The organism is Planococcus notacanthi, assembly GCF_030407825.1.
Classification (GTDB): Bacteria; Bacillota; Bacilli; order Bacillales_A; family Planococcaceae; genus Planococcus; species Planococcus notacanthi.
In genome coordinates, this window is sequence record NZ_JASDCQ010000001.1 from 1,325,081 (window position 1) to 1,348,609 (window position 23,529).

The 23,529-nt window shown below is 45.1% G+C and carries 19 protein-coding genes and 1 other annotated feature; of the genes, 5 read left to right on the top strand and 14 right to left on the bottom strand.

All coding sequences use genetic code 11. The features are described 5' to 3' along the window. Window positions 1-5 precede the first annotated feature (5 nt). Window positions 6-1,421, bottom strand: a complete 1,416-nt coding sequence (locus QMA01_RS06510; RefSeq protein ID WP_290214562.1) for a VanW family protein — start codon at window positions 1,419-1,421, stop codon at window positions 6-8. Beyond that, window positions 1,414-1,812, bottom strand: coding sequence for a hypothetical protein (locus QMA01_RS06515; RefSeq protein ID WP_290214563.1), 399 nt, complete (start codon window positions 1,810-1,812; stop codon window positions 1,414-1,416). The genes QMA01_RS06510 and QMA01_RS06515 overlap by 8 nt, the downstream gene beginning before the upstream one ends. A gap of 300 nt (window positions 1,813-2,112) precedes the next feature. On the opposite strand from QMA01_RS06515, the gene QMA01_RS06520 reads away from it, so the two are divergent. From QMA01_RS06520 to QMA01_RS06530, 3 genes are read left to right on the top strand one after another with little or no spacing between them, the layout of a single operon-like run. Then, on the top strand, window positions 2,113-2,529 hold the full coding sequence (locus QMA01_RS06520) for a type IV pilus modification PilV family protein (RefSeq protein ID WP_225218544.1): 417 nt from the start codon (window positions 2,113-2,115) through the stop codon (window positions 2,527-2,529). Then, window positions 2,522-3,085 carry a PulJ/GspJ family protein gene (locus QMA01_RS06525; RefSeq protein ID WP_191715977.1) on the top strand — a complete coding sequence of 188 codons (564 nt, stop codon included), beginning with the start codon at window positions 2,522-2,524 and terminating at the stop codon, window positions 3,083-3,085. Before QMA01_RS06520 ends, QMA01_RS06525 begins: the two co-directional genes overlap by 8 nt. Next, on the top strand, window positions 3,078-4,874 hold the full coding sequence (locus QMA01_RS06530; RefSeq protein WP_290214564.1) for a hypothetical protein: 1,797 nt from the start codon (window positions 3,078-3,080) through the stop codon (window positions 4,872-4,874). The genes QMA01_RS06525 and QMA01_RS06530 overlap by 8 nt, the downstream gene beginning before the upstream one ends. 61 nt (window positions 4,875-4,935) lie before the next feature. Here QMA01_RS06530 and QMA01_RS06535 read toward each other — a convergent pair whose 3' ends face one another. Next, window positions 4,936-6,639 carry a sensor domain-containing diguanylate cyclase gene (locus tag QMA01_RS06535; RefSeq protein WP_290214565.1) on the bottom strand — a complete coding sequence of 568 codons (1,704 nt, stop codon included), beginning with the start codon at window positions 6,637-6,639 and terminating at the stop codon, window positions 4,936-4,938. 51 nt (window positions 6,640-6,690) lie between these two features. After that, window positions 6,691-7,875, bottom strand: a complete 1,185-nt coding sequence (locus tag QMA01_RS06540) for a bifunctional folylpolyglutamate synthase/dihydrofolate synthase (protein WP_290214566.1) — start codon at window positions 7,873-7,875, stop codon at window positions 6,691-6,693. 72 nt (window positions 7,876-7,947) lie between these two features. On the opposite strand from QMA01_RS06540, the gene QMA01_RS06545 reads away from it, so the two are divergent. Beyond that, window positions 7,948-8,811: an ATP-grasp domain-containing protein gene (locus QMA01_RS06545; RefSeq protein ID WP_290214567.1), complete on the top strand. Its 864-nt coding sequence runs from the start codon at window positions 7,948-7,950 to the stop codon at window positions 8,809-8,811. After that, the gene (locus tag QMA01_RS06550; RefSeq protein ID WP_290214568.1) at window positions 8,808-9,605 is read left to right on the top strand and encodes an ATP-grasp domain-containing protein; all 798 of its coding nucleotides are present in this window, start codon (window positions 8,808-8,810) and stop codon (window positions 9,603-9,605) included. Before QMA01_RS06545 ends, QMA01_RS06550 begins: the two co-directional genes overlap by 4 nt. Before the next feature lie 312 nt (window positions 9,606-9,917). On the opposite strand, the gene QMA01_RS06555 is transcribed toward QMA01_RS06550, so the two are convergent. From QMA01_RS06555 to lon, 10 genes are all read right to left on the bottom strand, one after another. Beyond that, a complete protein-coding gene (locus QMA01_RS06555) occupies window positions 9,918-12,551 on the bottom strand; it encodes a valine--tRNA ligase (protein WP_290214569.1) in 2,634 nt (877 codons plus the stop codon). A gap of 50 nt (window positions 12,552-12,601) precedes the next feature. Continuing rightward, window positions 12,602-12,823: a binding site (T-box leader), on the bottom strand. Between the two features lie 21 nt (window positions 12,824-12,844). Next, entirely contained in the window at window positions 12,845-13,894 is a 1,050-nt protein-coding gene (locus QMA01_RS06560) for an AbrB family transcriptional regulator (RefSeq protein WP_301611031.1), read from the bottom strand. Between the two features lie 153 nt (window positions 13,895-14,047). After that, window positions 14,048-15,334, bottom strand: a complete 1,287-nt coding sequence (hemL, locus tag QMA01_RS06565; RefSeq protein WP_191715984.1) for a glutamate-1-semialdehyde 2,1-aminomutase — start codon at window positions 15,332-15,334, stop codon at window positions 14,048-14,050. Then, on the bottom strand, window positions 15,331-16,314 hold the full coding sequence (gene hemB / locus QMA01_RS06570; protein ID WP_191715985.1) for a porphobilinogen synthase: 984 nt from the start codon (window positions 16,312-16,314) through the stop codon (window positions 15,331-15,333). The genes hemL and hemB overlap by 4 nt, the downstream gene beginning before the upstream one ends. Next, the gene (locus QMA01_RS06575; protein ID WP_290214571.1) at window positions 16,311-17,012 is read right to left on the bottom strand and encodes a uroporphyrinogen-III synthase; all 702 of its coding nucleotides are present in this window, start codon (window positions 17,010-17,012) and stop codon (window positions 16,311-16,313) included. The genes hemB and QMA01_RS06575 overlap by 4 nt, the downstream gene beginning before the upstream one ends. Beyond that, on the bottom strand, window positions 17,005-17,934 hold the full coding sequence (hemC, locus tag QMA01_RS06580) for a hydroxymethylbilane synthase (RefSeq protein WP_290214572.1): 930 nt from the start codon (window positions 17,932-17,934) through the stop codon (window positions 17,005-17,007). Before hemC ends, QMA01_RS06575 begins: the two co-directional genes overlap by 8 nt. 17 nt (window positions 17,935-17,951) lie before the next feature. Next, entirely contained in the window at window positions 17,952-18,782 is an 831-nt protein-coding gene (ccsA, locus tag QMA01_RS06585) for a cytochrome c biogenesis protein CcsA (RefSeq protein WP_191715988.1), read from the bottom strand. 84 nt (window positions 18,783-18,866) lie between these two features. Next, window positions 18,867-20,237 (bottom strand): glutamyl-tRNA reductase, encoded by a 1,371-nt coding sequence (hemA, locus tag QMA01_RS06590; protein ID WP_191715989.1) that lies wholly within the window; start codon window positions 20,235-20,237, stop codon window positions 18,867-18,869. Window positions 20,238-20,551: 314 nt separating this feature from the next. Next, window positions 20,552-21,136 (bottom strand): ribosome biogenesis GTP-binding protein YihA/YsxC, encoded by a 585-nt coding sequence (yihA, locus tag QMA01_RS06595; protein WP_290214573.1) that lies wholly within the window; start codon window positions 21,134-21,136, stop codon window positions 20,552-20,554. Then, entirely contained in the window at window positions 21,133-23,460 is a 2,328-nt protein-coding gene (lon, locus tag QMA01_RS06600; protein WP_290214574.1) for an endopeptidase La, read from the bottom strand. The genes yihA and lon overlap by 4 nt, the downstream gene beginning before the upstream one ends. Between the last annotated feature and the right edge of the window lie 69 nt (window positions 23,461-23,529).

Genomic DNA, 23,529 nt, shown 5'->3' on the forward strand with positions numbered 1-23,529 from the left:
ACCGATTAAGGGTTAACCAAATTCCCGCCCTTGTCGTATACAGGTTCACTCGACTTGGCATCCCCATCTGTTCCAGGGTTCTCGATATTTTTTTCGTTGCCTTTAGGATTCTGTTTGTTTTCGGAATTGCCAGTTGAGCTGCCATCTCCAGCTGGTTGATCACCAGCGCCTTCCCCGGATGAATCTGCCGGCACTTGCCCGCCTTCAGTAAGCCCTTCTTCCGTTTCACCGTCTGGAGTTTCACTTCCATTCGTTCCTGGCACACTTTCTACTGAAACTGGTTCGGTTTCCAACGGATAAATTTCCACACGGTTAACCGGAGGATAAAAGTCTGTTGAAATCGACTCGAGTTCCAATTCATTTCCGTCCGAAATTACGGAACGATTGACGTGAATCCGGATCCCTTCACTGCCTTCTTCGTCTACCGCTTTCCCTGCAGTCACAAAAGCACTGTATTGCTTAATCAAACGGGGTTCGACTGTTTCTTTGCCGCTGGTCTGAAGCGCATAGTCATAGATGAATGGAAACCCACTCAACGAAGCAATCAACGAATCTCCTGTAAGCTCTGTGTTTAACGTAAATGAACTGGCGTTGGGATTGGTGAAGACCAAATCCACTCCAAGAGAACGGTTAATGGCAGCTTCTTGTCCAGCCGGAATATTTTTTGGAATTGAAGTTCCAATGCTGCGTTCATCAACCGTAAAGTTTGTTTCAAGCACAGCTGCATAGATGGCTGAAGCGATCTTTGTCAGCTCTTTATCAGTAGCTCCGGTCGGCGGAAGCTGACTTAAGAACTCCAAGAAGGAAAATTTCGCACCAGGCGCAATTTGAATTTCATCAATCGCTGAAATTACAGCCGCTGCCCCTTCGCCAGTCGAACCTTGTGGAAACACAACTTCAGAGACCGTTTCACGATCTACAGCCAGTGAATCGTCACTGATTGTCACATGCGTTTGTGCAAGCCCTGATTCAAGTGCCTGCTCCAGCTTCATGGTGATGCGCTCCGCTTCTATATTGGAAAATTCAGCCGCTTGGAAGTTGGCAACTAAAAACTTTTTTGTCGTTTGTTCTTGAAGATCAAACACAAAAGTATTTTGAACACCCGTTTGAGCGCGGGCAGCTGTTTCTTCTAATAGAATATTGGCATTATTGAGTGGATACTTCGCTGTTGCATCCTGGTAAGTCACCAATAGTTCAGAAGAGGCGCGAAATGACTCAGCTGTACCGGAAAATTGAGCCATGGCACTGGCAACATCCATATTCGAAACATTTGTCGTGCCAATATACGTATGATCACCAAATTTTTCAGTCGGGAATATCCATTTATCCACAACGGCCGCTCCTGCATTGGCGACTCCAAAAAACAGTAGTGCAGATCCCATAATTGCTGCAAAGGTCATTCCAAAAACTTTATTATTCAACTTTCTGTTCCTCCCTAACGACTGGTATCGACTTCATTCCATACGTTTTATCGGCTGCAGGTTCTTCAAACCGTTTATTTGTTATTACGGTTGAACTCGGCTGCACTCGAGTTTTATTGTTTCTCCGCTCTTCAAGCAATTGCTCATTTTTCATTTGTTCTTTTTCGAGAACTTTCATATAGATCATTGCTGCAATCAAGGCTACCGCCAGCATTCCTAATAAGGACTGGTATAACGGAAATGCCGTCTGCATGAATACTCCAACTGCCGCAGCCAAGATGCCGCTTCCAAGAAGAATCATGAACTTCTTTTTGCTACTGCTCTTTCCTATGAAGTAAACAAGCGCCATAGCAATAGCAGCTACCATAATGAAGATAAGTATACGGACCATTTAAACTCCTCCTGTGAAATTATGCGCTGATAAGAATATTTTATTTGCTATTCCCTCGAAATTGTAAATTTAAGTAATAGAAACAGTTAAAGTATCCCATCTGATATAGCTATAATACAAGATAAATGGTATAAATAATAGCGAATAACAAAAATAAATTTCATTACTAATATACTATTTTAGATATAAAAATTTCCATTAATAATCTAGTCAGTTCAAAAAGAAAATGGTATATATAACAGTACGGTTAATTTTTATTAAATGTATCCATGACTTTAGACATAAGCGGGTGATTTTTTTATGTGGTATTTGACGAAGAACGAAAGAGGTTTCACATTGGTAGAGGTGTTGGCTTCACTGGTCATACTTTCGATTGTATTAATGAGTTTTATGGCGGTATTTGCGAATACAAATCGTTTAGCGGTAAGCAATAGTGAAAAGTTGGTTGTCATTAATTTAGCAGATGCTTATCTAGAAAGGGTTAAGGCCAACCCTTCTGAATTTATTTCCCCTTTTCCCCCTACCAAAGTAAATGAAAGCAAAGGAAAAGCATTAAATTCATTTGAAATGAATAATAAGAAATACAAAGTAACTATTAAAGTAACTCAAACAGCGGATGAATATAATAAGTTTACACTCTTAAACATCGTGGTCACAGTAAACTCCGAAAGTTCAAAACATAAAAGTTCTGTGGAAGGATACATTCCATATGAATAAGGGCTTAAAAATTATTAAAGATCACAAAGGAGTTACCTTGGTAGAATTGCTTGCTACCATAATCATCGTAGGTATTGTTGGAGCCCTCGCGTTCTCCGTTCTTTTTCAAGGCTATTCAAATTATCAAAGAATAAAAGTCGAATCAGAACTTAGAGATGAAGCGGATTTAATCATGGCAAGTATGGTAAAAGATCTCTTTGTGTTAAAAAAATCTCAAATAAGCTTAAAAAACCAATGTACTTCCGGAGTTAACAATTCTTTTATTGAAGTAAAAAAACCAGGAGCTGTGGCAGGAACTACAGAAATATACAAAACTGGATTTGAAAACGGCAAAGTCATAGTAAAGGATAAGGAAGTCAGTTTTTATAATAATATTAAACTTCTAAAAAATGATTGTACTGCCCTCTCTCCAACAGTAATTAAGAAGAAAGAGGATACAAATGCCTATACTATCATTTTTACGCTTGAGACAATGAAAGACAAAACGATGCATTCAATGAAATTTGAAAATACGATAACTATAATTGATGATTCCAGGGAGGTTCGAGATGAATAAACTAATTGTTAATGAAAAAGGATATTCCCTGCTGCTTACATTAATGTTAGTTCTATTGTTTAGCATTCTCGGAGCCAGTTTAATGGCAATGACCTTTAATGGTGCTCAAAAAAATGTAACAAGAGAGCATATAGTTCAGTCTGAAGATTTGGCTACTAAGGGAATAGAAAGAATCGAAAAAGAAGTCTCAGCCAAATTAAAAATATTTCCAGCTAGCTATACAAACGGAATGACAAACTCTCAATTTGAAAGCCACTTCAATAATGTAATACTCGGCTTCAGATGCTCTACCGGCAAAGAAATAACGTTGGCTGATGAAACAGGTGATGGCAAATTCAGAACTTGTATTGATCAAGTAAAAGAAATATCAGATGGAAGCGGTAGTAAGACTAGGAAAGAGTTAGTTTTTAAAAGCACCGGCTATAAGGGCAAACAAGAATCCACTGTATATGAAACACTAGAAATGGGTGCTGATGATATACAAAAAGTGCTTAATTATACTGTATCTACATTGAAACGCGGTGAAGATGGAGGAAACCTTTTACTTAATGGTGGCTCTGAAATTACAGGTGATATGAATATTGCAGGGAATATTTTCTCCACTAACAATGGACATGGGGATGGAGGATGGCTTCAAAGTGTTTTGCCACGCTCACTTAAAACTATGGACAGTGAAAATAATTTAGTGAACAGCAAGCTTAATTTGGGTGGAAAAGCTTATAATTTTAAAGACTATTTCGACAGAACCTATGCACAGCATATTACTGGAGATTTTTCTAACAGAAACTATGATGAATTGAGTAGAGAGAATACTAAAAATATATTTGCTACTAACTATGCCCCTTCCATCCAATATGAATCCGAAAAAATAAAACCTGTAAACTTTACCGAAGAATTTAATATTGATAGAAGCTCCTATTCCAGAATATCCGCAAGCATAGCCTATACTTCAGATCAGAATATTAAAAGTTCGACCAGTTATAATGAAAATTTAACCATTAGAGGAAACAACACTGATATAAAATTTGATAAGAATATTTATGTGAATAAAAATTTTACGATTGGAAATTCTTCTAATACTACCTTTGAAAATGTTTCAATTGATGGAAAAAGAATTTATGTAAATGGCGACGTAAATATTAACAAAGTGAATCTTCAAGCAAATTTCACTATGTTTGTAAAAGGAAAAGTATCTATTCAATATGTAACAGTGTCTGGCATAAAAGAAAATACCAGTACCAATCCTCGAGGTTCCTTAATAGTATTTGCAGATGGAAACTTTATTTTATCCAACTTATCTGAATTTCAAGATACTCCAAGCACTGTTAACGGGTTCTTTTATTCTACCGGTACTATGGAAATGTATGGTTTTGGCTCCAATACGAAAATTATCGGAGGAGTAGCTGCAAATAATATCGTTTTGAATGCAATGCGTGGAAAATCAAAAGCCAACCTTTCTGAGTGGGAAAAAACAGCTCAAACGGGCACCAAAGAAGAATGTCGTTTTGGTTTTAGATCGCCCGGAAATGAGTGGCGTTATGAAAGCTTCTTATACTGGTGCAGAGATGTTCCCGATATAACAACAATTGTAAAACCATATCAAAAAATAAATAATCATTATTATGAAACAAGAGAAAACCAAGAAAATGCCGCTTCGCGTCTTCAAATAATTTACGATCATGAGTTATTGGATACCTATAGAAACACAATTGATTACACAAGCAGTGTCATCATGCCGCAAAATATAATCGATCCAATAAAAAAAGGTCGAAGTCTTGGTCCGGATTAACATTAAATTCTTTATTATTACAGAAAAAAGACGGAAGTTTATCCCGTCTTTTTTCTGTGCTCTATTTCACATACGCCGCAACCTTATTCCGTCCCGCCTGTTTCGCTCCAATATACAACGCCCTATCGGCATTCCGGATCAGCGACATGCCTTCATCGCTGTCGTCCGGTGCAGTGGATACGCCGATGCTTAAAGTGATGTGGACGATTTGTTGGCTACGGTCTTCCCCCAAGTCGTTTTCAATTACGAAGTCGTGCTTCTCGATGCGTTTGCGCAGATTTTCTGCCAGCAGCACGGCTACGTCCTTACTGTAATTCGGCAACAGGATGACGAATTCTTCGCCGCCGTAGCGGGCGATGGTTCCTTCATCGCCAAACTCTTCCCGCAAAATATCAGCCAATTGCACAAGAATATCGTTTCCGCTCTGGTGTCCGTAGCGGTCATTGATGCTCTTGAAATGATCGATGTCCATCATGACCAAAGACAATTGCTCGAGACGGCCTTCATTCATTTCCTTAATGCAACTTTCCAGACTTTCGTCCAGATAGCGATAATTATATAACTTGGTCAATCCGCAGCGTTCACTTTTGGCAATGACTTTTTGCATATACCCTGCTTTTTCCACCGATACGGCGAAATAAGTACTGAGGATTTCCAAAATTTGAAGCTGGTGCTTGGCAAAAGCGTATTTCTTTTTAGAAGCTAAAATCAGTACACCCTCGGTTTTATTGTTTCGGGCAATCGGCGTGGCCATCAAACTCTGTGTATCTTCTGGCAGGTTGCCGGTGACATAATCCGCCCATTGGCTTTTTTCATCAAAGATGAACGAGTCGTTGGTGACGATGACATGTCCAGCAACTCCCCGATTATAAGGAAGTGACTCAATTTCACGGGGCTGCAATTGATTATTTTCATAAAGCCGCAACATTTGCTGTTGGCCATCACGGTAATCGACGATATAGGCATATTCAACTTTGAACATCTTGGCAACCTCTACAACAAATTGATCAAGCACTTCATTCGCTTCCAGACGATCTGCAAGCTGATGGCCAATATCTCCAGCCCGTTTCAAGTCAATATTGACTTGTTCTGAGCTGGTGAACTTTTTCATGACCGCTGCCATAATGAAAAACGGCACACCCAGCAATACAAGCGCCGGAATTCCGATATGCGACTCAAACAAATACAAAGCGACCGCAAAAGGGAAAATCACAAACATCAAGGCAAAATCCCAAATGGCGTCGACCGAAAAGAATTTGCTCCGACCACCTGTCGTGTAGTCATATAAGTGATAAATGATTTGATTAATCAATACGGAAAGCACCTGGAATATCAAGCCATACAAAATGACATGCGACATTTCCAATGTTCCGATTTGGCCGCCTGCCCCTATGAAAGCCAATCCTGCTATTAATGAGACAAAGAAAAACATCAGCGAGTTGAAAGGAATCCGCACCGATTGTTCTTCATTGGTTCGAATACGGTACAGCACAATCAACATGCTCAATTGGGATACCAGCATTTCGATAAAAAGTCCATATTTCAGAAACAGCGCCACTGTTACCCATTGCACCAAAAATGTCGAGGCTCCATTGATGTTCATCGGCATCAAACTCATCAAAATAAAAAACAGAATGTACGCCATTAAGTTCCACGGATCTGCTACAGATGGCGGGAAGAAACGGTAAACAATCACTAAGCCTGCCGGAACTATCAATGCCCATAGGCACCATAAAACGATTTTCCGGTTAAATTTCTCCCCCATGACATCTTTCCTTTCTGAAACGAATTAGTGAGGTATAGATCAGGGTATGATTTATTGATAATTCTTGAAAAAGACGTTCGCTGAGTTTCGAAGAAGTGTAAGAAGATGTAACGAACCTGTGACTATAGTCTTTTCTTTGTTGTGCGATACAGGTAATATATCACACATATTTGTAATTGTCTTTCTTTTACTGGAACTTTCCTTAAATAGTTCTGCAGCTGGCAATGCCCGTTCATTGTCAAAGTCCACAAAGGTGAAATGATTACTGATTGTCTCCAAATGGCGGAGTACGCTTCGATAATCTTTATCTTTGAAGATTCCCATGACGATATGGATAGGGTCATCCGGAAATGTGTCTCTTATGGTAGCAACCAAGGCTTCGGCACTCGCCTGATTATGGGCACCGTCAAAAATAACATCAGGAAATACTTCTTCAAAACGGTACGGCAAAGTAGCTGAAGAAAGCCCAAGCCCCGCTTTTTCCTCGCTAAATTCCAAGCCCAGCAGTTCCTTAGCGGCTTCCAACGCCAGTTGGGCATTTTTTTGTTGATGCGGCCCTTTCAGTTTCAGCGGTACATCAATTTGTCCAGCCGGTCGGATGACTTCTGCATGTAAACGGTCAGCTGTCTCCTGGATGATTTCCAGAGACTTAAGCGGCAGTTCCCCTATGACCACCGGCTTCCATTTCTTGATGATTCCTGCTTTATGGCGTGTAATTTCTTCTATAGTTTCTCCCAGAAAATTCGTGTGTTCAATGGAAATGGAAGGAATGATGGAAAGTTCGGGATTGATGACGTTCGTGCTGTCAAGCGCTCCTCCCATGCCTGCTTCAATGATGGCAAAATCAGGTGCCTGCTGCTGGAAAGCGATAAAGGCGGCCGCCGTCAAGAGTTCAAAATCCGTTAACGGCGTCTTTATTTTGCTTAACCGCTCCATCACTTGCTCAAGTTCCACTGGGTTGATCGGCTCTCCATTCATTTGGATCTGGTCATGGAGATCTTCAAGGCAAGGAGAAAAGAAATTCCCGACACTGTGGCCATGCGCCTGAAGGATTGCCGACAGGAATGTAGCTGTCGACCCTTTGCCGTTGGTGCCTGCCAGATGAATGAATCTGCCGTTTTTATGCGGGTTCCCCAATTCGTCCAATGCCCCTGTAATAGCTTCCAGACCGGGTTGAATCGAAGCATCTGTATGAATATTCCATTTGTCTTTGTATTGTTCGAGTCCAATTATCATTTTGAAGCCTCTTTTCTGCGGTAAACATGATACACTTTTTGAGTATGATTATAGCACGAAGGTGGAATGGATATGACGAGTTGTTGGGTTATTTACAACGGAAGCTTAGTTTCCGATAAGTTTGCAGATCAGGCCAGACTTGTTGCTGAAGCAGCAGAACGTGCTGGCATCACTGTCAAGATTATGAAAAACTACGAAACTATTATGGATTTATCTGTTACTTTAAGTATACCTGATTTTGCAATTTTATTGGATAAAGATATATTGCTTGGATATTTTTTGAAGAGTCGCGGGGTCCCCGTTTATAACGATCCGGCTGTCATCGATTTATGTGATAATAAAGCTACACAATACGTCCAATTGGCTGCAAAAGGTTTGCCGATGCCACGGACCATCGTGGCGCCGAAAGTCTATCCGAATTTCTCCATACTGGATTCGGGCTATTTCGAAAGAGTCATTGATCGTCTCGGGTTGCCGATGGTCATCAAGGAAGGGCATGGCTCTTTTGGCATGAAGGTCTACCTGATTGAAACCGAGGAACAATTCTACGAAAAAGTCGATAGCCTGCGGGGCATCGATTTTGTGTTCCAGGAGTTTATCGCCTCCAGCCGGGGGCGCGATATCCGTGTCAATATCGTCGGCGGACGGATTTTGGCTGCCATGTACCGCCATTCCGAAACCGATTTCCGCGCCAACATCACCAATGGCGGTGTCGCTTCACCCGTAGAATTAACTGAGGCACAACAAGAGCTGGCCCTGTCAGCGGCTGAAGCAGTTGGTGCAACATTTGCGGGTGTCGATCTGTTGTTCGGTGAAAACGACCAGCCCTTGGTTTGTGAAGTGAATGCCGCTGCCCATATCCGCAATATCCTTAATGTCACAGGAGTTAATGTTGCAGACGCCATGATCGCTTATATACTGGAGGACTTAGCATGAAACTTCTTTATGAAACTAAAGAGGCCAAACGTAATCACGGGTTTATTGAAGAGTTGCAGCGTTTTGGTGATTTTGAGCTGATTCAATGGGATGACTGGAGCGAAGAAGGCTTGGCTATGCTTGTGGATAAGTTGCGCAGCGGCATCACTCTTTTCCGCGCACGGCGTCCGGAAGCGGCCCGTTTTCTTGAAGATCAAGGCATCCATTTAGCGAACCGCGCCGAAGTCAACCGTATCGCCAACGATAAATGGCAAAGCTATCAACTGCTTTTATTGCTCGGTGTTCCGGCGGTACCGACTTTCCGCGAAGCCATGGAGTTTCCGTGCGTCGCCAAAACTGCGGATGGCCACGGCGGCTCGGAGGTCTGGCTCGTTCAATCGGCTGAGGAAATTCCACCTGCCTCTTCCCCGCTGATTTTCCAGCCGGTTGTTGAACATGTGGCAGACGTTCGCGCCTATGTCGTTGGAACAGAAGTCGTCGGTGCGGTTAAACGTAGTTCCACTGATGATTTTAAAGCCAATTATTCACTTGGCGGCCATGCTGAGAAATACGTCTTGAGTGCTGCCCAAGAAAAAGACGTCTTGCGAATTGCCCGTGCCTTGAACAGCGACTATATCGGTATCGACTTTCTTTTGTTGGATGACGGCCGTCATCTGTTCAATGAAATTGAAGATCCCGTCGGCGCCCGCTCGTTCTACGAAACGCACGACGAAAATATCGCAGAACTATTAGTGGAGCATCTGCGGAAATTGGAAAAGCATGCACCGTTTCGGCAGGAAGATCGGCCGAAGTAGTTAGTGAGCTATTTTAAATCGCTTCGGTCGCTTTGGGCATGACTCACACGCTGAACCAGGAAAAGCACCTGTTTCATGGCTCCGTCTAGCCCGGGGACGCGCCGGCGCTAAGAGATTCAGGAAATTCGAAGTGAGTATTTAGTTTCCATGTTTAAATAACCAGTTTAGAGCTATGCAAGCTAAACTGAAGACTAACTTTTTTATTCCTTATGTTCTTTCTTCTGAGAATTCTTTAGCGGAGTTAGTTTACGGAATATCCTTATAAAATCGAAAAAACCGCTCTCCCATTTGGGAAAGCGGTTTTTGTAGTTCTTACAAGTTCTGCAACTCTTCAATGCGTTTTTCAACCGTTGCGTGTTTTTCAACGTAATCGGCTTGCTTCGCACGTTCTTCTGCAACAACGGCTTCAGGAGCTTTCGAAACAAAGCGTTCGTTCGACAATTTGCCGCTGACGAGCTTCACTTCTTTCGCCCATTTTTCCAATTCTTTTTGCAAGCGTGCAAGTTCGGCATCAATATCGATCAGGCCTTCAAGCGGCATGAACAATTCAGCACCGGATACAACCGCTGACATCGATTTGTCTGGAGCTTCGATGTTTTGGCCGATCGTCAATGTTTCCGGGTTGCAGAAACGTTCGATGTAGGCAGCGTTCGCTTCAAGCACTGCATGCGTGTCGGCGTCTTTCGCTGAAATCGTCAACGGCACTTTCTTGCTCATCGGCGACTGAACTTCTGCGCGGATAGTCCGTACCGAACGGATCACATCCATCAACAGCTTCATGCTAGAAGACTGGCTTTGGTCGGTCAAGGAATCGTCCACTGTCGGCCATGCAGCAACGGTGATCGATTCGCCTTCATGCGGCAGGTTCTGCCAGATTTCTTCTGTAATGAACGGCATGAACGGATGCAATAGGCGCATCGTGTTATCCAATACATAAGCGAGGACTGAACGCGTCATTTTCTTCGCTTCTTCGTCTTCACCGTATAATGGCAATTTCGACATCTCGATGTACCAATCACAGAAATCGTCCCAGATGAAGTTATAAAGCGAACGGCCTACTTCGCCGAATTCATAGCGTTCTGCAAGGTCCGTCACTTGTTCGATGGTTTCATTCAAACGAGTCAGGATCCATGAATCGGCTACGGATTTCTTGCCGGACAAATCGATTTGATCGTACGTCATGCCTTCCATGTTCATCAATGCAAAACGGGAAGCGTTCCAGATTTTATTGGCAAAGTTCCAAACCGACTCTACTTTGTCGTTCGAGTAGCGGAGATCCTGTCCTGGAGATGAAGCAGTAGCCAGGAAGTAACGCAGGGAATCCGCACCGTATTGAGAAATGACATCCATCGGATCAACGCCGTTGCCCAGTGATTTGGACATTTTACGTCCTTCCGCATCGCGTACAAGGCCGTGGATCAACACGTCTTTAAACGGTTTTTCACCTGTGAATTCAAGTGCCTGGAAAATCATCCGGGATACCCAGAAATTGATGATGTCGTAGCCTGTAACCAACGCGTCGGTCGGGTAATAGCGGCTAAGGTCATCGTTTTCTTTCGGCCAGCCGAGCGTTGAGAACGGCCATAATGCAGATGAGAACCAAGTATCCAAAACGTCTTCGTCCTGTGTCCAGTTTTCAGCATCCGCCGGCGCTTCGTGCCCTACATAAATTTCACCTGTTTCGTTATGGTACCAGGCTGGAATTTGATGTCCCCACCAAAGCTGGCGTGAAATACACCAGTCGCGGATGTTCTCCATCCAGTGCAGGTAGGTTTTCTCGAAACGGTCCGGTACAAAATTAACGCCCGTCTCGTTTTTCTGCGCTTCCACTGAAGCGGCAGCCAAAGGCTTCATGTCAACAAACCATTGTGTAGACAGATAAGGCTCAACAACTGCTCCACTGCGCTCTGAGTGTCCTACAGAATGCATATGTTCTTCGATTTTGAACAACACATCCAAATCCTGCAGGTCCTTGACGATTTGCTTGCGGCATTCGAAGCGGTCGAGCCCTTCGTATTTGCCGGCGTTTTCATTCATCGTACCGTCTTCGTGCATGATCAGCACACGTTCCAGGTTGTGGCGATTGCCGATTTCAAAGTCATTCGGGTCATGCGCTGGCGTAATTTTTACAGCGCCGCTTCCGAATTCCATGTCCACGTAATCGTCCGCAACGATTTCCATTTCACGGCCGATAATTGGCAGGATCACTTTTTTGCCGATCAAGTGCTGGTAGCGCTCATCTTTCGGGTGAACCGCAACCGCTGTATCGCCCAGCATCGTTTCCGGACGCGTCGTCGCGATTTCGATATGGCCGCTGCCATCTGCCAGCGGATAGCGCATATGGTAAAACGCACCTTGTACGTCTTTGTAGATAACTTCAATATCCGAAATAGCAGTTTTCGTCGCCGGATCCCAGTTGATAATGTATTTCCCACGGTAGATCAATTTTTTCTCATAGAGTTTCACGAAAACTTCGCGCACCGCATCTGATAAACCGGCATCCAATGTAAACCGCTCACGGGAATAGTCAAGGCCAAGGCCTAGTTTTGCCCATTGCTCACGGATATGTCCCGCGTATTGGTCTTTCCATTTCCACGACTCTTCAAGAAATGCTTCACGGCCCAAATCATAGCGTGAACGCCCTTCTTCTTTCAATTTGCCTTCCACTTTCGCTTGTGTCGCAATGCCTGCGTGGTCCATTCCAGGCAGCCATAATGCGTCAAAGCCCTGCATACGTTTCATGCGTGTCATGATGTCCTGCAATGTCGTGTCCCAGGCATGCCCTAAATGCAGCTTGCCGGTAACGTTCGGCGGGGGAATCACAATGGTATACGGCGTTTTGCCGCTTTCCGGTTTCGCTTCGAAGAATTTTTTGTCGACCCACCAATCGTAACGGCCTTTCTCAATCGATTGTGGATCGTACTTAGTAGACATTTGTTCAGTCATTGGAATTCCTCCTCTTATTTCTGATAGAACGCAAAAAACTCCTGTCGTCTGTAAAGGACGAAGGAGTTTTTCGCGGTACCACCTTTATACACAGGTCCACTTGCACACCTGGCTCTCAAGTTTCATAACGGATGTTAAGTCCGGTTCCCGCTACTCATTTCACGGCAACTGCTCCGAGGTGACATTCAAATATGGGTCCATGAAAGCCTCTCACCAATCGGCCTTCTCTCTGAAATGCACACACATTCTACTATCCTCATCAACGCATGAATATCTAATTACTCTTATTGTACTCAATATCCGGTTTTAGCGTCAAGTTTTTTTACAATGAATGCCACAAGCGGCGCGGCCACCAATAGAATAAAGAACAGCCGGAACAGCTGGAATCCGGTGATGAGTGCCACGTCCCCTCCAACAGCGAGCGCGGTGATGGCCATTTCCGCTATGCCACCGGGTGCTGCACTTAGAAAGAAGTCGAGGAATATGTATTCAGGCAGCCAGTTTGCAAGGATGTAAGCAATCAATACAGTAAAACTGATGAGCAGCACATTATTCAACACAATCGCAGCACCCAACCGGAACGTCAGCTTATCGCCGATGCCTTCCATCTGCAGGCCGAGATTCGCACCGATGCAGACCTGTGCAATGGCAATGAGCCAATACGGCATATCAATCAGGACATCCCCCGACACGGCCTGGACAATCGCCATGGCCAGGATGGGTGCCAACAGTTCAGCGGCAGGAAATTTAATCTTCTTCATACCCGCATACAATAATAAACTGACAGCAAGTGCCAACAGGAATAAGCCTGGCGAGAAAGTGAACAGCTGCTCTTCCATTTCCCCTGCCCCTCTGCCATGTAAGAAAATCGTCAGGAAGGGGACAATCGTCACCACCATGAAAATGCGAATGGTCTGCATCATCGTCACTACGGTAATATTCGCCGAAGGGATTTCTTCAGCTAAAACCACCATCTGCGCCAATCCACCCGGTATGGAACCAAGCAGGCTCGTTCCCAGGCTTTCATGGACCATCCGCTTGAACAGCAGACCGAGAGCAACCGACAAGGCCACGACCGAAACCGTCATGAACGCCATATAAGGCAAGTCCATCACCATCAATAACACCGCATCGCGTGTAAACGACGAACCGATCTGCACACCGAGCATCACCAGACCCGCTGTCCGCAAGAATCGAGGCCAGTAGAGAGGGATTTGGGTGAATTGATTGACGAGCAAAAGTGCGAACATCGGTCCCAGCAACCAAGGCAGAAACATGCCGACCGCCTCGAATACCGCCCCTGCAGCAATCGCAATAACTGCCGTTACTAAAAATGGCTTCACAGCCATCCCTCCTTTCCCAAGTGCCTTAGTTGTTTTCTATGGTACAGGAAACAAGGGCATCTGTGGAGTATGCAGGCTGTCGTTCGGTGTTCTTTCCAATAAAAAAACCGGGGCCTCTGAAAATTCCAGAAGCCTCGGCCTGTTTTTCTTTTATTAACGTGCCAGTTTAGCAAATACGGTATGGAATGCTTCAACGGTTTTTGCAATGTGCTCTTCCGTGTGGGCAGTCGATAGGAACATGCCTTCAAACTGGGACGGCGGCAGGAAGATGCCTTCTTCCGCCATCAAACGGTAGTAATCTGCAAACAACTCGGTGTCCGAAGTTTTTGCTGATTCAAAATCGACTACGTCTTCATTTGTGAAGAAGAAACCAATCATTGATCCTGCACGGTTCACGGTATGCGGGATGTTGTATTTCGTCGCTGCTTCACGGAATCCTTTTTCAAGCTGGTCGCCGCGTTCGATAAAGACGTCATAGCTTTCTTCCGTCAAACGGGACAGCGTTTCGTATCCTGCGCGCATTGCAAGCGGATTGCCCGACAACGTACCTGCCTGGTAGATTGAACCGCTCGGTGCCACTTGTTGCATGATTTCACGCTTGCCGCCGAATGCCCCAACAGGCAACCCGCCGCCGATGACTTTGCCGAGGCACGTCATGTCCGGTGTAACGCCGAAATAGCCTTGTGCACAATTAAAGCCGACACGGAAACCGGTCATGACTTCATCAAAAATCAAAATCGTGCCATTTTCATGAGTCAAATTGCGAAGCTCTGTCAAAAAGCCTTCATTTGGCGGCACAACGCCCATATTGCCGGCAACCGGCTCGACAATGACTGCAGCCAAATCGTCGCCGAATTCCTGGAACGCCAAACGCACGCTTTCCAGATCGTTATATGGAACTGTAATGGTGTTTTTAGCGATCGATTCTGGAACTCCTGGAGAATCAGGCAATCCTAAAGTCGCAACGCCTGACCCGGCTTTGATCAGCAGGCTATCGCCATGGCCGTGGTAGCAGCCTTCAAATTTCAGGATCTTGTCACGGCCCGTGTAGCCACGTGCCACACGCAATGCGCTCATCGTCGCTTCTGTTCCGGATGAAACCATGCGGACCATTTCGATGGAAGGAACACGTTCCATAACCAACTTCGCCATGGTATTTTCAAGTTCAGTCGGTGCACCGAATGAAGTCCCAAGCGCTGCCGTTTCCTGAATCGCCTTGACCACTTCCGGATGGGCATGGCCCAAAATCAGCGGTCCCCAAGACAGGACATAGTCAATATACGTATTGCCATCAATATCTGTGATGGTTGCTCCGCTGCCGGATTGCATGAATATCGGGTCCATGTTGACCGATTTAAACGCACGGACCGGGCTGTTGACGCCACCCGGCATTAGTTTTTTTGCTTCAGTGAATGCTGCTAATGATTTTTCGTATGTCATTTAGTTCCCTCCAACCAGCGTGCCGCATCTTTTGCATGATACGTCATCACGATATCCGCTCCTGCGCGTTTCATGCTGAGCAGTGTTTCCAAAACGATTTTTTCTTCATCGATCCAACCGTTTGCCGCTGCTGCTTTGACCATGGCGTATTCGCCTGAAACATTGTAAGCAACAATCGGGATATCAAAATTATCGCGTACTTCACGGATGATGTCCAAATAAGACAATGCCGGTTTAACGATCATGAAATCTGCGCCTTCCTGAATGTCGGAAGTAGCTTCACGCAATGCTTCCATACGGTTTGCGGGATCCATTTGGTATGTTTTGCGGTCTCCGAATTGAGGAGTACTGTGTGCTGCTTCACGGAAAGGTCCATAATAAGCAGATGAATACTTGACGCCGTAAGACATGATCGGTGTGTTTTCAAAACCGGCTTGGTCCAGTCCATAACGGATGGCTGCAACAAAGCCGTCCATCATATTCGACGGCGCAATGATGTCAGCTCCTGCTTTTGCTTGAGACACGGCAGTGCGCGCCAACAAGTCAAGTGATTCATCGTTCAAGATGACGCCATTTTCGATTACGCCGCAATGGCCATGATCGGTATATTGGCAAAGGCAAGTATCAGCGATAACCACCAATTCCGGATGGCGTTCTTTCGCAAAGCGGATCGCTTCCTGTGTAATGCCATGGTCGTGATAAGCTTGCGAACCGACCGCATCTTTTTCATTTGGCACACCGAACAAAATAACAGAAGGAATTCCAAGATCTACAACTTCGTCCAGCTCTTCGCCTAATTTATCCAATGAGTAATGGAAAACACCCGGCATTGAAGAAATTTCCTCTTTAATGTTCTCGCCTTCAACGACAAAAATCGGATAAATGAAATCCTCTTTATGTAAGCTCGTTTCGCGGACCATTGAACGGATATTGGCAGATCCACGCAAACGGCGATGGCGGTTAAAATTCAATTCTTTCATTTTGAAAAACTTCCTTTCGCTATTTCATTGATGACTTCCATATAAGTGTATTTCTTCGGAGTAAAATCGACTTTTCCGCCGTTTGCCTCAATGGCCCCTTGTGTAACATGGCCAATGGCAGCGGTGCGGATATTCGACCAGTCTCCTCCTGCCTGCCGGTAAGCCAACACAGCAGAAGGACTGGCGAATAGAATGATGACATCTTTCAGTTGCACTAGCTTTTCCGCATTCTTCAAGTCCAGCACGGTATCATAAACCGTCCACTCGTCCACTTGCATATGCATCGAAGCAATCGTGTTTTTCGCTAAATTGCCTTTGATGAACAGGCATTTGACTTTGCCGGAAACCACCGGAAACTCCTGGATGAAATGGTCGGCACTAAAAACCCGCGGGATGAAATCAACGGTGTAGCCATGCTGCTGCAGCACAGCAGCCGTCTGGTCGCCGACAGCTGCAATTTTCGCGGTCACGTTTTCATCGAGCTGGCAAAATGCCTGTGCACTGGTGCGGCTCGTGAAAATCAGCCAGTCGTAGCCACCGAGGTCCGGCTTGTCCAATTGGCGGATCGAAGTGGTGACGAGCGGCACATAAAGCGTTTCCGCTCCCAGTGATTGTGCACGGCGAACCGCTTCCACCGGATTTCTCGAACCAGTGAAAACGATGGTTTCGCCTTGAAGCAAAAGATCTTTATCAAACATTGCTCTCAGCTTTAACGCGTTGAATTAAATCGTATCCGCCTTGTGCACTGATTTTCTCAGCCACTTCACGGCCTGCTTGAATTGGGTCACGGCTGATTGATGTTTCCTTGAATACCTGATCCGCTTCCGGTGAAGAAATCAATCCTGTAAATGTAATTTTTCCATCTTTCACTGTTCCATATCCCGCAATCGGCACTTGGCAGCTGCCATCCATGTCACGCAGGAATTTACGCTCCGCATTAACAGCCAAAGCTGTTTCTTCATGATTCAGTTTAGCCAGTTCCGCCAAAAGTTCTTTGTCGTCTTCGCGGCATTCAATTCCTAACGCGCCTTGTCCGATAGCTGGAAGGCATTCGTCGACTTCCAGGAATTCGGTAACCAAGTCATCTTTCCAGCCCATGCGTTTCAAGCCGGCTGCAGCCAAAATAATGGCATCAAAATCACCTGCCTGCAATTTCGCAAGACGTGTATCGATGTTGCCGCGGATCCATTGGATATCAAGGTCTGGACGCAACAGCAAAAGCTGTGAACTGCGGCGCAAGCTGCTTGTTCCAACAACTGCTCCAACCGGAAGTTCCAATAATTTCACATGGCCGTTGGCGATATAAGCGTCGCGCGGATCTTCACGTTCTGGAATACAGCCGATAGTCAGGCTTTCCGGCAAGACAGAAGGCATATCCTTCATGCTGTGGACAGCAAAATCGATTTCTTTATTGAACAGCGCCTGTTCGATTTCTTTGACGAAAAGACCTTTGCCGCCGACTTTTGATAGCATGACGTCGACAATGCGATCGCCTTTCGTAACGATTTCCTTGATTTCAAATTCAAAAGGCGATCCCGCCGCTTTCATTTTTTCGATGAACTGGTTGGTTTGTGTCAATGCCAGCTTGCTTCTTCTAGAACCTACAATAATTTTTCTCAAATGAATCCTACCCTTCTTTAATACCAAAAATGAAATTCAGATAATCGGCTGCCTAAAAAGAAATTGATCAGCAGCAATAAAAATGCATACGTATGTGCCAGCGCGTAATTCATCCCATTCAACGAGCCTTTGCGGTGCCACCACAGCACAAAGCTGTAGACCACCAGCAAGATGAACGATCCGACAATCTTCATGTCGAAGATAGAAAATGCAGCAAGTGAAATAAATGCCCATTGCAGCCCGAGCACCAATGACACGAACAGCAGCGAAATCCCGACGAGAATCGAAATCGTCATAAATTGCTGTGTTTGGCTGAGTGACGGCAAGCTGCTCCATTGCTTTGTCCATTTTTTCTGCTTCAATAATCGGTAAAGGATCATGTGAAGCGCCGAAAAAACGAATGACAAGGAAAATGCCACATAGGATAAAATCGCGAAACTGATATGGATGAACAATAATTCCGAGACCAGCGATTCCCCGACAGGCGAACGCTCGATCTGGACCGGCGCGAAGGTGTGGATCGTCATGAAGATGAATCCAATGATGTTGATGAAGAATACAGCAAAATCAAAACGGTAGAAAATCCTCAATACGAGCGACAACGTCACCAGCAACCAGGCATAAAAATAAATGCCTTCGAATAAAGTCAGTATCGGAAATCGCTGAGTCTCAACGATATACAGCACCAGGAAGACCGTCTGCAGCACCCATACAATGCCGAGCAGCGTCATGGCTATCCGGCTGGCCCTTTTCTCTTTATATAAGTAATCTATAAAATAAAAAACAAGGCTGACAGCATATAGTATAACCATAGCTTCGTGCAGCCTTGCCATTGTTATATCAGCCATCCCATTCCCCTTCGTTTCCATAGTTAAAGGCGTTCCGTCTCTACATTTTAACATATAGATCCGAAAACGCCTCTTTAAGAAAGCTTAAAATGAATATTTGGGAGTTTCAGTTGCTTGTTGGGTTTCGAGAACGGCTTTTTCCGTTTTCTTTTGTGCAGCTTGCGACTGCTTTTCAATTTCTTTTTCAACGTCTTCTTCGATTCCGAAAATTTGCATGAATAATTCCAATTGCTCACGTGACTTAGGCGCTCCGCCCATTTCTTTCGCTTGCAGAATCGGATCTTTCAACAATTGATTGATAATCGATTTGGTGTGTTTGTTGAGAATTTTCTTTTCGCGGTCAGTCAGATCCGGCATTTTGTTTTCAATGCTTGCCATGGTCTCAGCCTGTATGCCAAGCGCTTTTTGGCGCAGCGCGGAAATTACCGGGACAACGCCAAGCGTTGTCAGCCAGTCGTTGAACTGAAGTGCTTCCTGATCGATCATGGTCATGATTTGGCCAGCCGCGCGTTCACGTTCTGCCAAATTCGCTTCTACGATGCCTTGCATGTCATCAATGTCGTACAAGAAGACATTCGGCAAGTCGCCGATGCGTGGATCCATATCACGTGGAACTGCGATATCCACCATGAATAACGGTTTGCCTTTGCGTAGTTTTTCCACAAACTGCATCAATTCAAGATCGATGACAAAGTCAGTCGAGCCGGTTGATGAAATCAGAATGTCCGCTTCCAGCAAAGCGCATTGCAATTGGTTCAACGGTTTTGCATTGCCGCCGAATTTGTCTGCCAACAGTTCCGCTTTCTCGAATGTACGGTTAATGACAGTGATACGGTCAGCTCCGCTCCCCTGCAAGTTCTTGATGGCCAATTCACCCATTTTTCCGGCACCTAAAATAACAACATGTTTGTTTTTAAGCGTACCAAAAATCTTCTTGCCGAGTTCAACAGCTGCATACGATACCGACACGGCATTTTCGCCGATGGCCGTTTCAGAATGCGCTCTTTTCGCCAATGTAACAGCTTGCTTGAACAATTGATTAAACACCGTACCTGTAGTGCCGTGCTCTTGGCCTGCAAGGAAACTGTTTTTTACTTGCCCAAGAATCTGCGTTTCACCCAATACCATTGAGTCGATGCCGGCTGTTACACGGAATAAGTGTTCAATTGCCTGATCTTGCTCATGGACAAATAAATACTGGGAAATGGCTTCTTGCGGCAAGCCAAAATAGTCAGCAAGAAATTGCTTCACATAATACTTCCCAGTGTGAAGCTGATCCACGACCGCATAGATTTCCGTCCGGTTACAAGTGGACACGATCACGTTCTCCAATATGCTTTTTTGTTCTTTTAACGCCTGCATCGCCTGTGGCAGCTCATTTTCAATAAATGAAAGCTTTTCGCGAATCTCCACGGGTGCAGAGCGATAATTCACCCCGACTACTAATGTATGCATGGGTACAAAACACCTTTCACGTTCATATTTCCTCTAGATTTAGTATACCACTTATCATCTTTAAAATGCCTTTGAATTTGTGAACAAGGCATGAATATAGTCCTTATTTATAATTATTATAAATTAATAGTAGCAAAGGTGTCTGACGTCTACAAGTATAACGCTCTTAGTCGGAATTACCTGTCAACTCAAACTATCGCGAGAGATAAATTCGCTTTAGGCGGGCGATTGAAGAGCAGTTAGGCAGAGGGAAATCTATGGAAGAAGGAGCTATTTCCAATAAAAAAAGCACAGCCCGGAGGCTGCGCTTGAATTTATTGCATTCTGCTTTCGATTTCTTTCCAAGCTTCGTCTTTGCCGAGACCGGTTTCAGACGAAAAAATGATCAATGGATCGGTTTTATCCATATCCAACGTGGTGCGCACAATTTTCTTGTGCTTGTCCCATTTTCCTTTAGGAATTTTATCCGCTTTGGTTGCGATAATGATGCATGGAATGTCATAATGCTTCATGAAATCGTACATTGCAATATCATCTCTGCTTGGCGGATGGCGCAAGTCGACGATTTGGATCACAGCACGCAATGGTTCGCGGTCTGTGATGTACCTTTCAATCATCTTGCCCCATGCTTCCCGTTCGCTTTTTGATACTTTGGCATAGCCGTATCCGGGAACATCGACATAGAACAGCTTTTCTTCAATTTTATAGAAGTTCAAGGTCTGTGTCTTGCCGGGTTTAGATGAGATTCGTGCCATGCTTTTGCGCCCGATCATTTTGTTGATGAAAGACGATTTCCCGACGTTTGAACGTCCGGCTAAAGCGAATTCCGGTAAACCGTCTTCCGGATATTGATCCGGACGGACGGCACTGATGACTAGTTCTACATTATTAACTTTCATTCATTTTCTCCTTCTAAGGCAATTTCCAATGCCTCATCCGCTTGAGAAACCAGTTTAAAGGTCAACTCTTCACGGATTGTTTCTGGTATATCTTCCAGGTCGCGCTCGTTATCAAGCGGCAGGATGATCGTTTTCAGGCCAGCACGGTGCGCACTCAGGGTTTTCTCTTTGACTCCACCGATTGGCAGAACGCGTCCGCGCAAGGTGATTTCACCCGTCATGCCGACTTCACGGCGGATCGGACGTTTCGTTAAAGCAGATACCAAAGCAGTCGCGATGGTAATCCCCGCTGAAGGGCCGTCTTTTGGAACAGCGCCTTCCGGAACGTGGATGTGGATATCGTGCGATTCATGGAAATTCGGATCGATCCCAAGAGATTCAGCACGGGCACGGACAAACGACAATGCCGTTTGTGCAGATTCTTTCATAACGTCCCCCAACTTACCAGTCAACTGCAATTTGCCTTTGCCGGCTGACAGCGAAACTTCGATTTGAAGCGTGTCCCCGCCGACTGTTGTATAGGCAAGGCCAGTAGCCACGCCGATTTGGTTTTCTGTTTCAGCCATTCCGTAACGGAATTTGCGTTTTCCAAGGTACGATTCCACTTCTTCTGCGCCGACTTTCACTTGGTCTTTCTCTTTTGAGACAATTTGCTTGGTTACTTTGCGGCAGATTGAAGCGATTTGGCGTTCCAGTCCACGGACACCCGCTTCGCGCGTATAGTAGCGGACGATATTAAGCAAGGCTTCGTCATCAAACTGCAACTGTTCTTCCGTCAAACCATGTTCTTTCAATTGCTTCGGTGCCAAATGGTTTTTAGCGATCATTTGTTTTTCGACTTCTGTGTAGCCCGCAATTGAAATGACTTCCATCCGGTCACGCAGCGGTCCAGGAATTGATCCTAAATCATTGGCTGTCGCGATGAAAAGCACATTGGAAAGATCATACGTTTCTTCAATGTAATGGTCACTGAACGAATTATTCTGTTCTGGATCCAATACTTCCAGCATCGCCGAAGATGGATCGCCGCGGAAATCATTCGACATCTTATCGATTTCATCCAACAGGAAGACCGGGTTAACGGTTCCCGCTTTTTTCATTCCTTGTATGATACGGCCTGGCATCGCACCGACATACGTCCGGCGATGGCCTCGGATTTCCGATTCATCGCGGACGCCGCCAAGTGAAACGCGGACAAATTTGCGGTCCAAGGATTCGGCGATCGATTTCGCCAAGGACGTTTTCCCGACACCTGGAGGTCCGACCAGACAAAGAATTGGGCCACGCAATGAATTGGTCATCTGCTGGACAGCCAAGTATTCCAGTACGCGTTCTTTGACGCTTTCCAGTCCATCATGGTCACGGTCCAACACTTCTTCTGCGTATTTGATATCCAGACGATCATCTGTCGCTTCCGACCACGGAATCGTTACCAACCACTCGATATAATTGCGGATAATGCCGCTTTCTGCAGCTGCAGAAGGAAGTTTCTCGTAACGGTCCAGTTCTTTGAAAGCCACTTTTTGAGTAGATTCCGGCATTTTCGCTTCTTCGATCCGTTTTTTCAGATCGACCACTTCAGCTGATTTGCCGTCTTTGTCGCCAAGTTCCGTTTGGATCGCTTTCATCTGCTCGCGCAAATAAAATTCTTTTTGCGTCTGCTCCATCGCTTTTTTCACACGAAGGTTGATCCGTTTTTCCAGATCTACGACTTCCTGTTCACTATGGAGACGGGTAATCAAAAGCTCTAAGCGTTTGCTGATATCGAATGTTTCCAAAACTTCCTGCTTGGCAGCCACTTTCATCGAAAGATGGGAAGCGACCATATCCGCCAAGCGGCCAGGCTCTTCAATATCAGCAACGGTATTATACGTTTCTGTGCTGACTTTTTTCGAGCTCTTCGCGTAGTTCTCAAAATGCTCAATCAACAAACGCATTAGGGCGTCTTGTTCTGCATCTCTTTCTGTTTCGTCCGGGAAAGAAGTCACTTCAACAATCGTGAAGTCCTCCCCTTCCTCGTAGTTCTTCATTTGTCCGCGTTCCAAACCTTCAACCAGTACACGGATTGTGCCATTCGGCAATTTCAGCATCTGCTTGACATATGCCAGCGTACCGATTTTGTGGAGATCGTCTTTCTCCGGCTGCTCTGTACTCATGTCTTTTTGAGTTGCCAAAAAGATGATGTTGTCATCCAGCAATGCCTGTTCCAATGCAGCCACCGAACGCTCACGGCCTACATCTATATGCAATACCATCGTCGGGAATACAAGAAGTCCGCGCAATGGCAGTAATGGCACACTTTTCGTCACTTTTTTCTTCGCCATCTGGGAAGTCACCTCCGGGAATATTTTCAACAAGAAACAATCGTAAGTAAGTTTTTAAGGTTATAAGAC

What these genes read in the sequence shown, in the direction of transcription:
- QMA01_RS06515 (WP_290214563.1), bottom strand. Translation starts at nt 1,812, where the DNA reads ATGGTCCGTATACTTATCTTCATTATGGTAGCTGCTATTGCTATGGCG.
- QMA01_RS06520 (WP_225218544.1), top strand. Translation starts at nt 2,113, where the DNA reads ATGTGGTATTTGACGAAGAACGAAAGAGGTTTCACATTGGTAGAGGTG.
- QMA01_RS06525 (WP_191715977.1), top strand. Translation starts at nt 2,522, where the DNA reads ATGAATAAGGGCTTAAAAATTATTAAAGATCACAAAGGAGTTACCTTG.
- QMA01_RS06530 (WP_290214564.1), top strand. Translation starts at nt 3,078, where the DNA reads ATGAATAAACTAATTGTTAATGAAAAAGGATATTCCCTGCTGCTTACA.
- QMA01_RS06535 (WP_290214565.1), bottom strand. Translation starts at nt 6,639, where the DNA reads ATGGGGGAGAAATTTAACCGGAAAATCGTTTTATGGTGCCTATGGGCA.
- QMA01_RS06540 (WP_290214566.1), bottom strand. Translation starts at nt 7,875, where the DNA reads ATGATAATTGGACTCGAACAATACAAAGACAAATGGAATATTCATACA.
- QMA01_RS06545 (WP_290214567.1), top strand. Translation starts at nt 7,948, where the DNA reads ATGACGAGTTGTTGGGTTATTTACAACGGAAGCTTAGTTTCCGATAAG.
- QMA01_RS06550 (WP_290214568.1), top strand. Translation starts at nt 8,808, where the DNA reads ATGAAACTTCTTTATGAAACTAAAGAGGCCAAACGTAATCACGGGTTT.
- QMA01_RS06555 (WP_290214569.1), bottom strand. Translation starts at nt 12,551, where the DNA reads ATGACTGAACAAATGTCTACTAAGTACGATCCACAATCGATTGAGAAA.
- hemL (WP_191715984.1), bottom strand. Translation starts at nt 15,334, where the DNA reads ATGACATACGAAAAATCATTAGCAGCATTCACTGAAGCAAAAAAACTA.
- hemB (WP_191715985.1), bottom strand. Translation starts at nt 16,314, where the DNA reads ATGAAAGAATTGAATTTTAACCGCCATCGCCGTTTGCGTGGATCTGCC.
- QMA01_RS06575 (WP_290214571.1), bottom strand. Translation starts at nt 17,012, where the DNA reads ATGTTTGATAAAGATCTTTTGCTTCAAGGCGAAACCATCGTTTTCACT.
- ccsA (WP_191715988.1), bottom strand. Translation starts at nt 18,782, where the DNA reads ATGGCTGATATAACAATGGCAAGGCTGCACGAAGCTATGGTTATACTA.
- hemA (WP_191715989.1), bottom strand. Translation starts at nt 20,237, where the DNA reads ATGCATACATTAGTAGTCGGGGTGAATTATCGCTCTGCACCCGTGGAG.
- yihA (WP_290214573.1), bottom strand. Translation starts at nt 21,136, where the DNA reads ATGAAAGTTAATAATGTAGAACTAGTCATCAGTGCCGTCCGTCCGGAT.
- lon (WP_290214574.1), bottom strand. Translation starts at nt 23,460, where the DNA reads ATGGCGAAGAAAAAAGTGACGAAAAGTGTGCCATTACTGCCATTGCGC.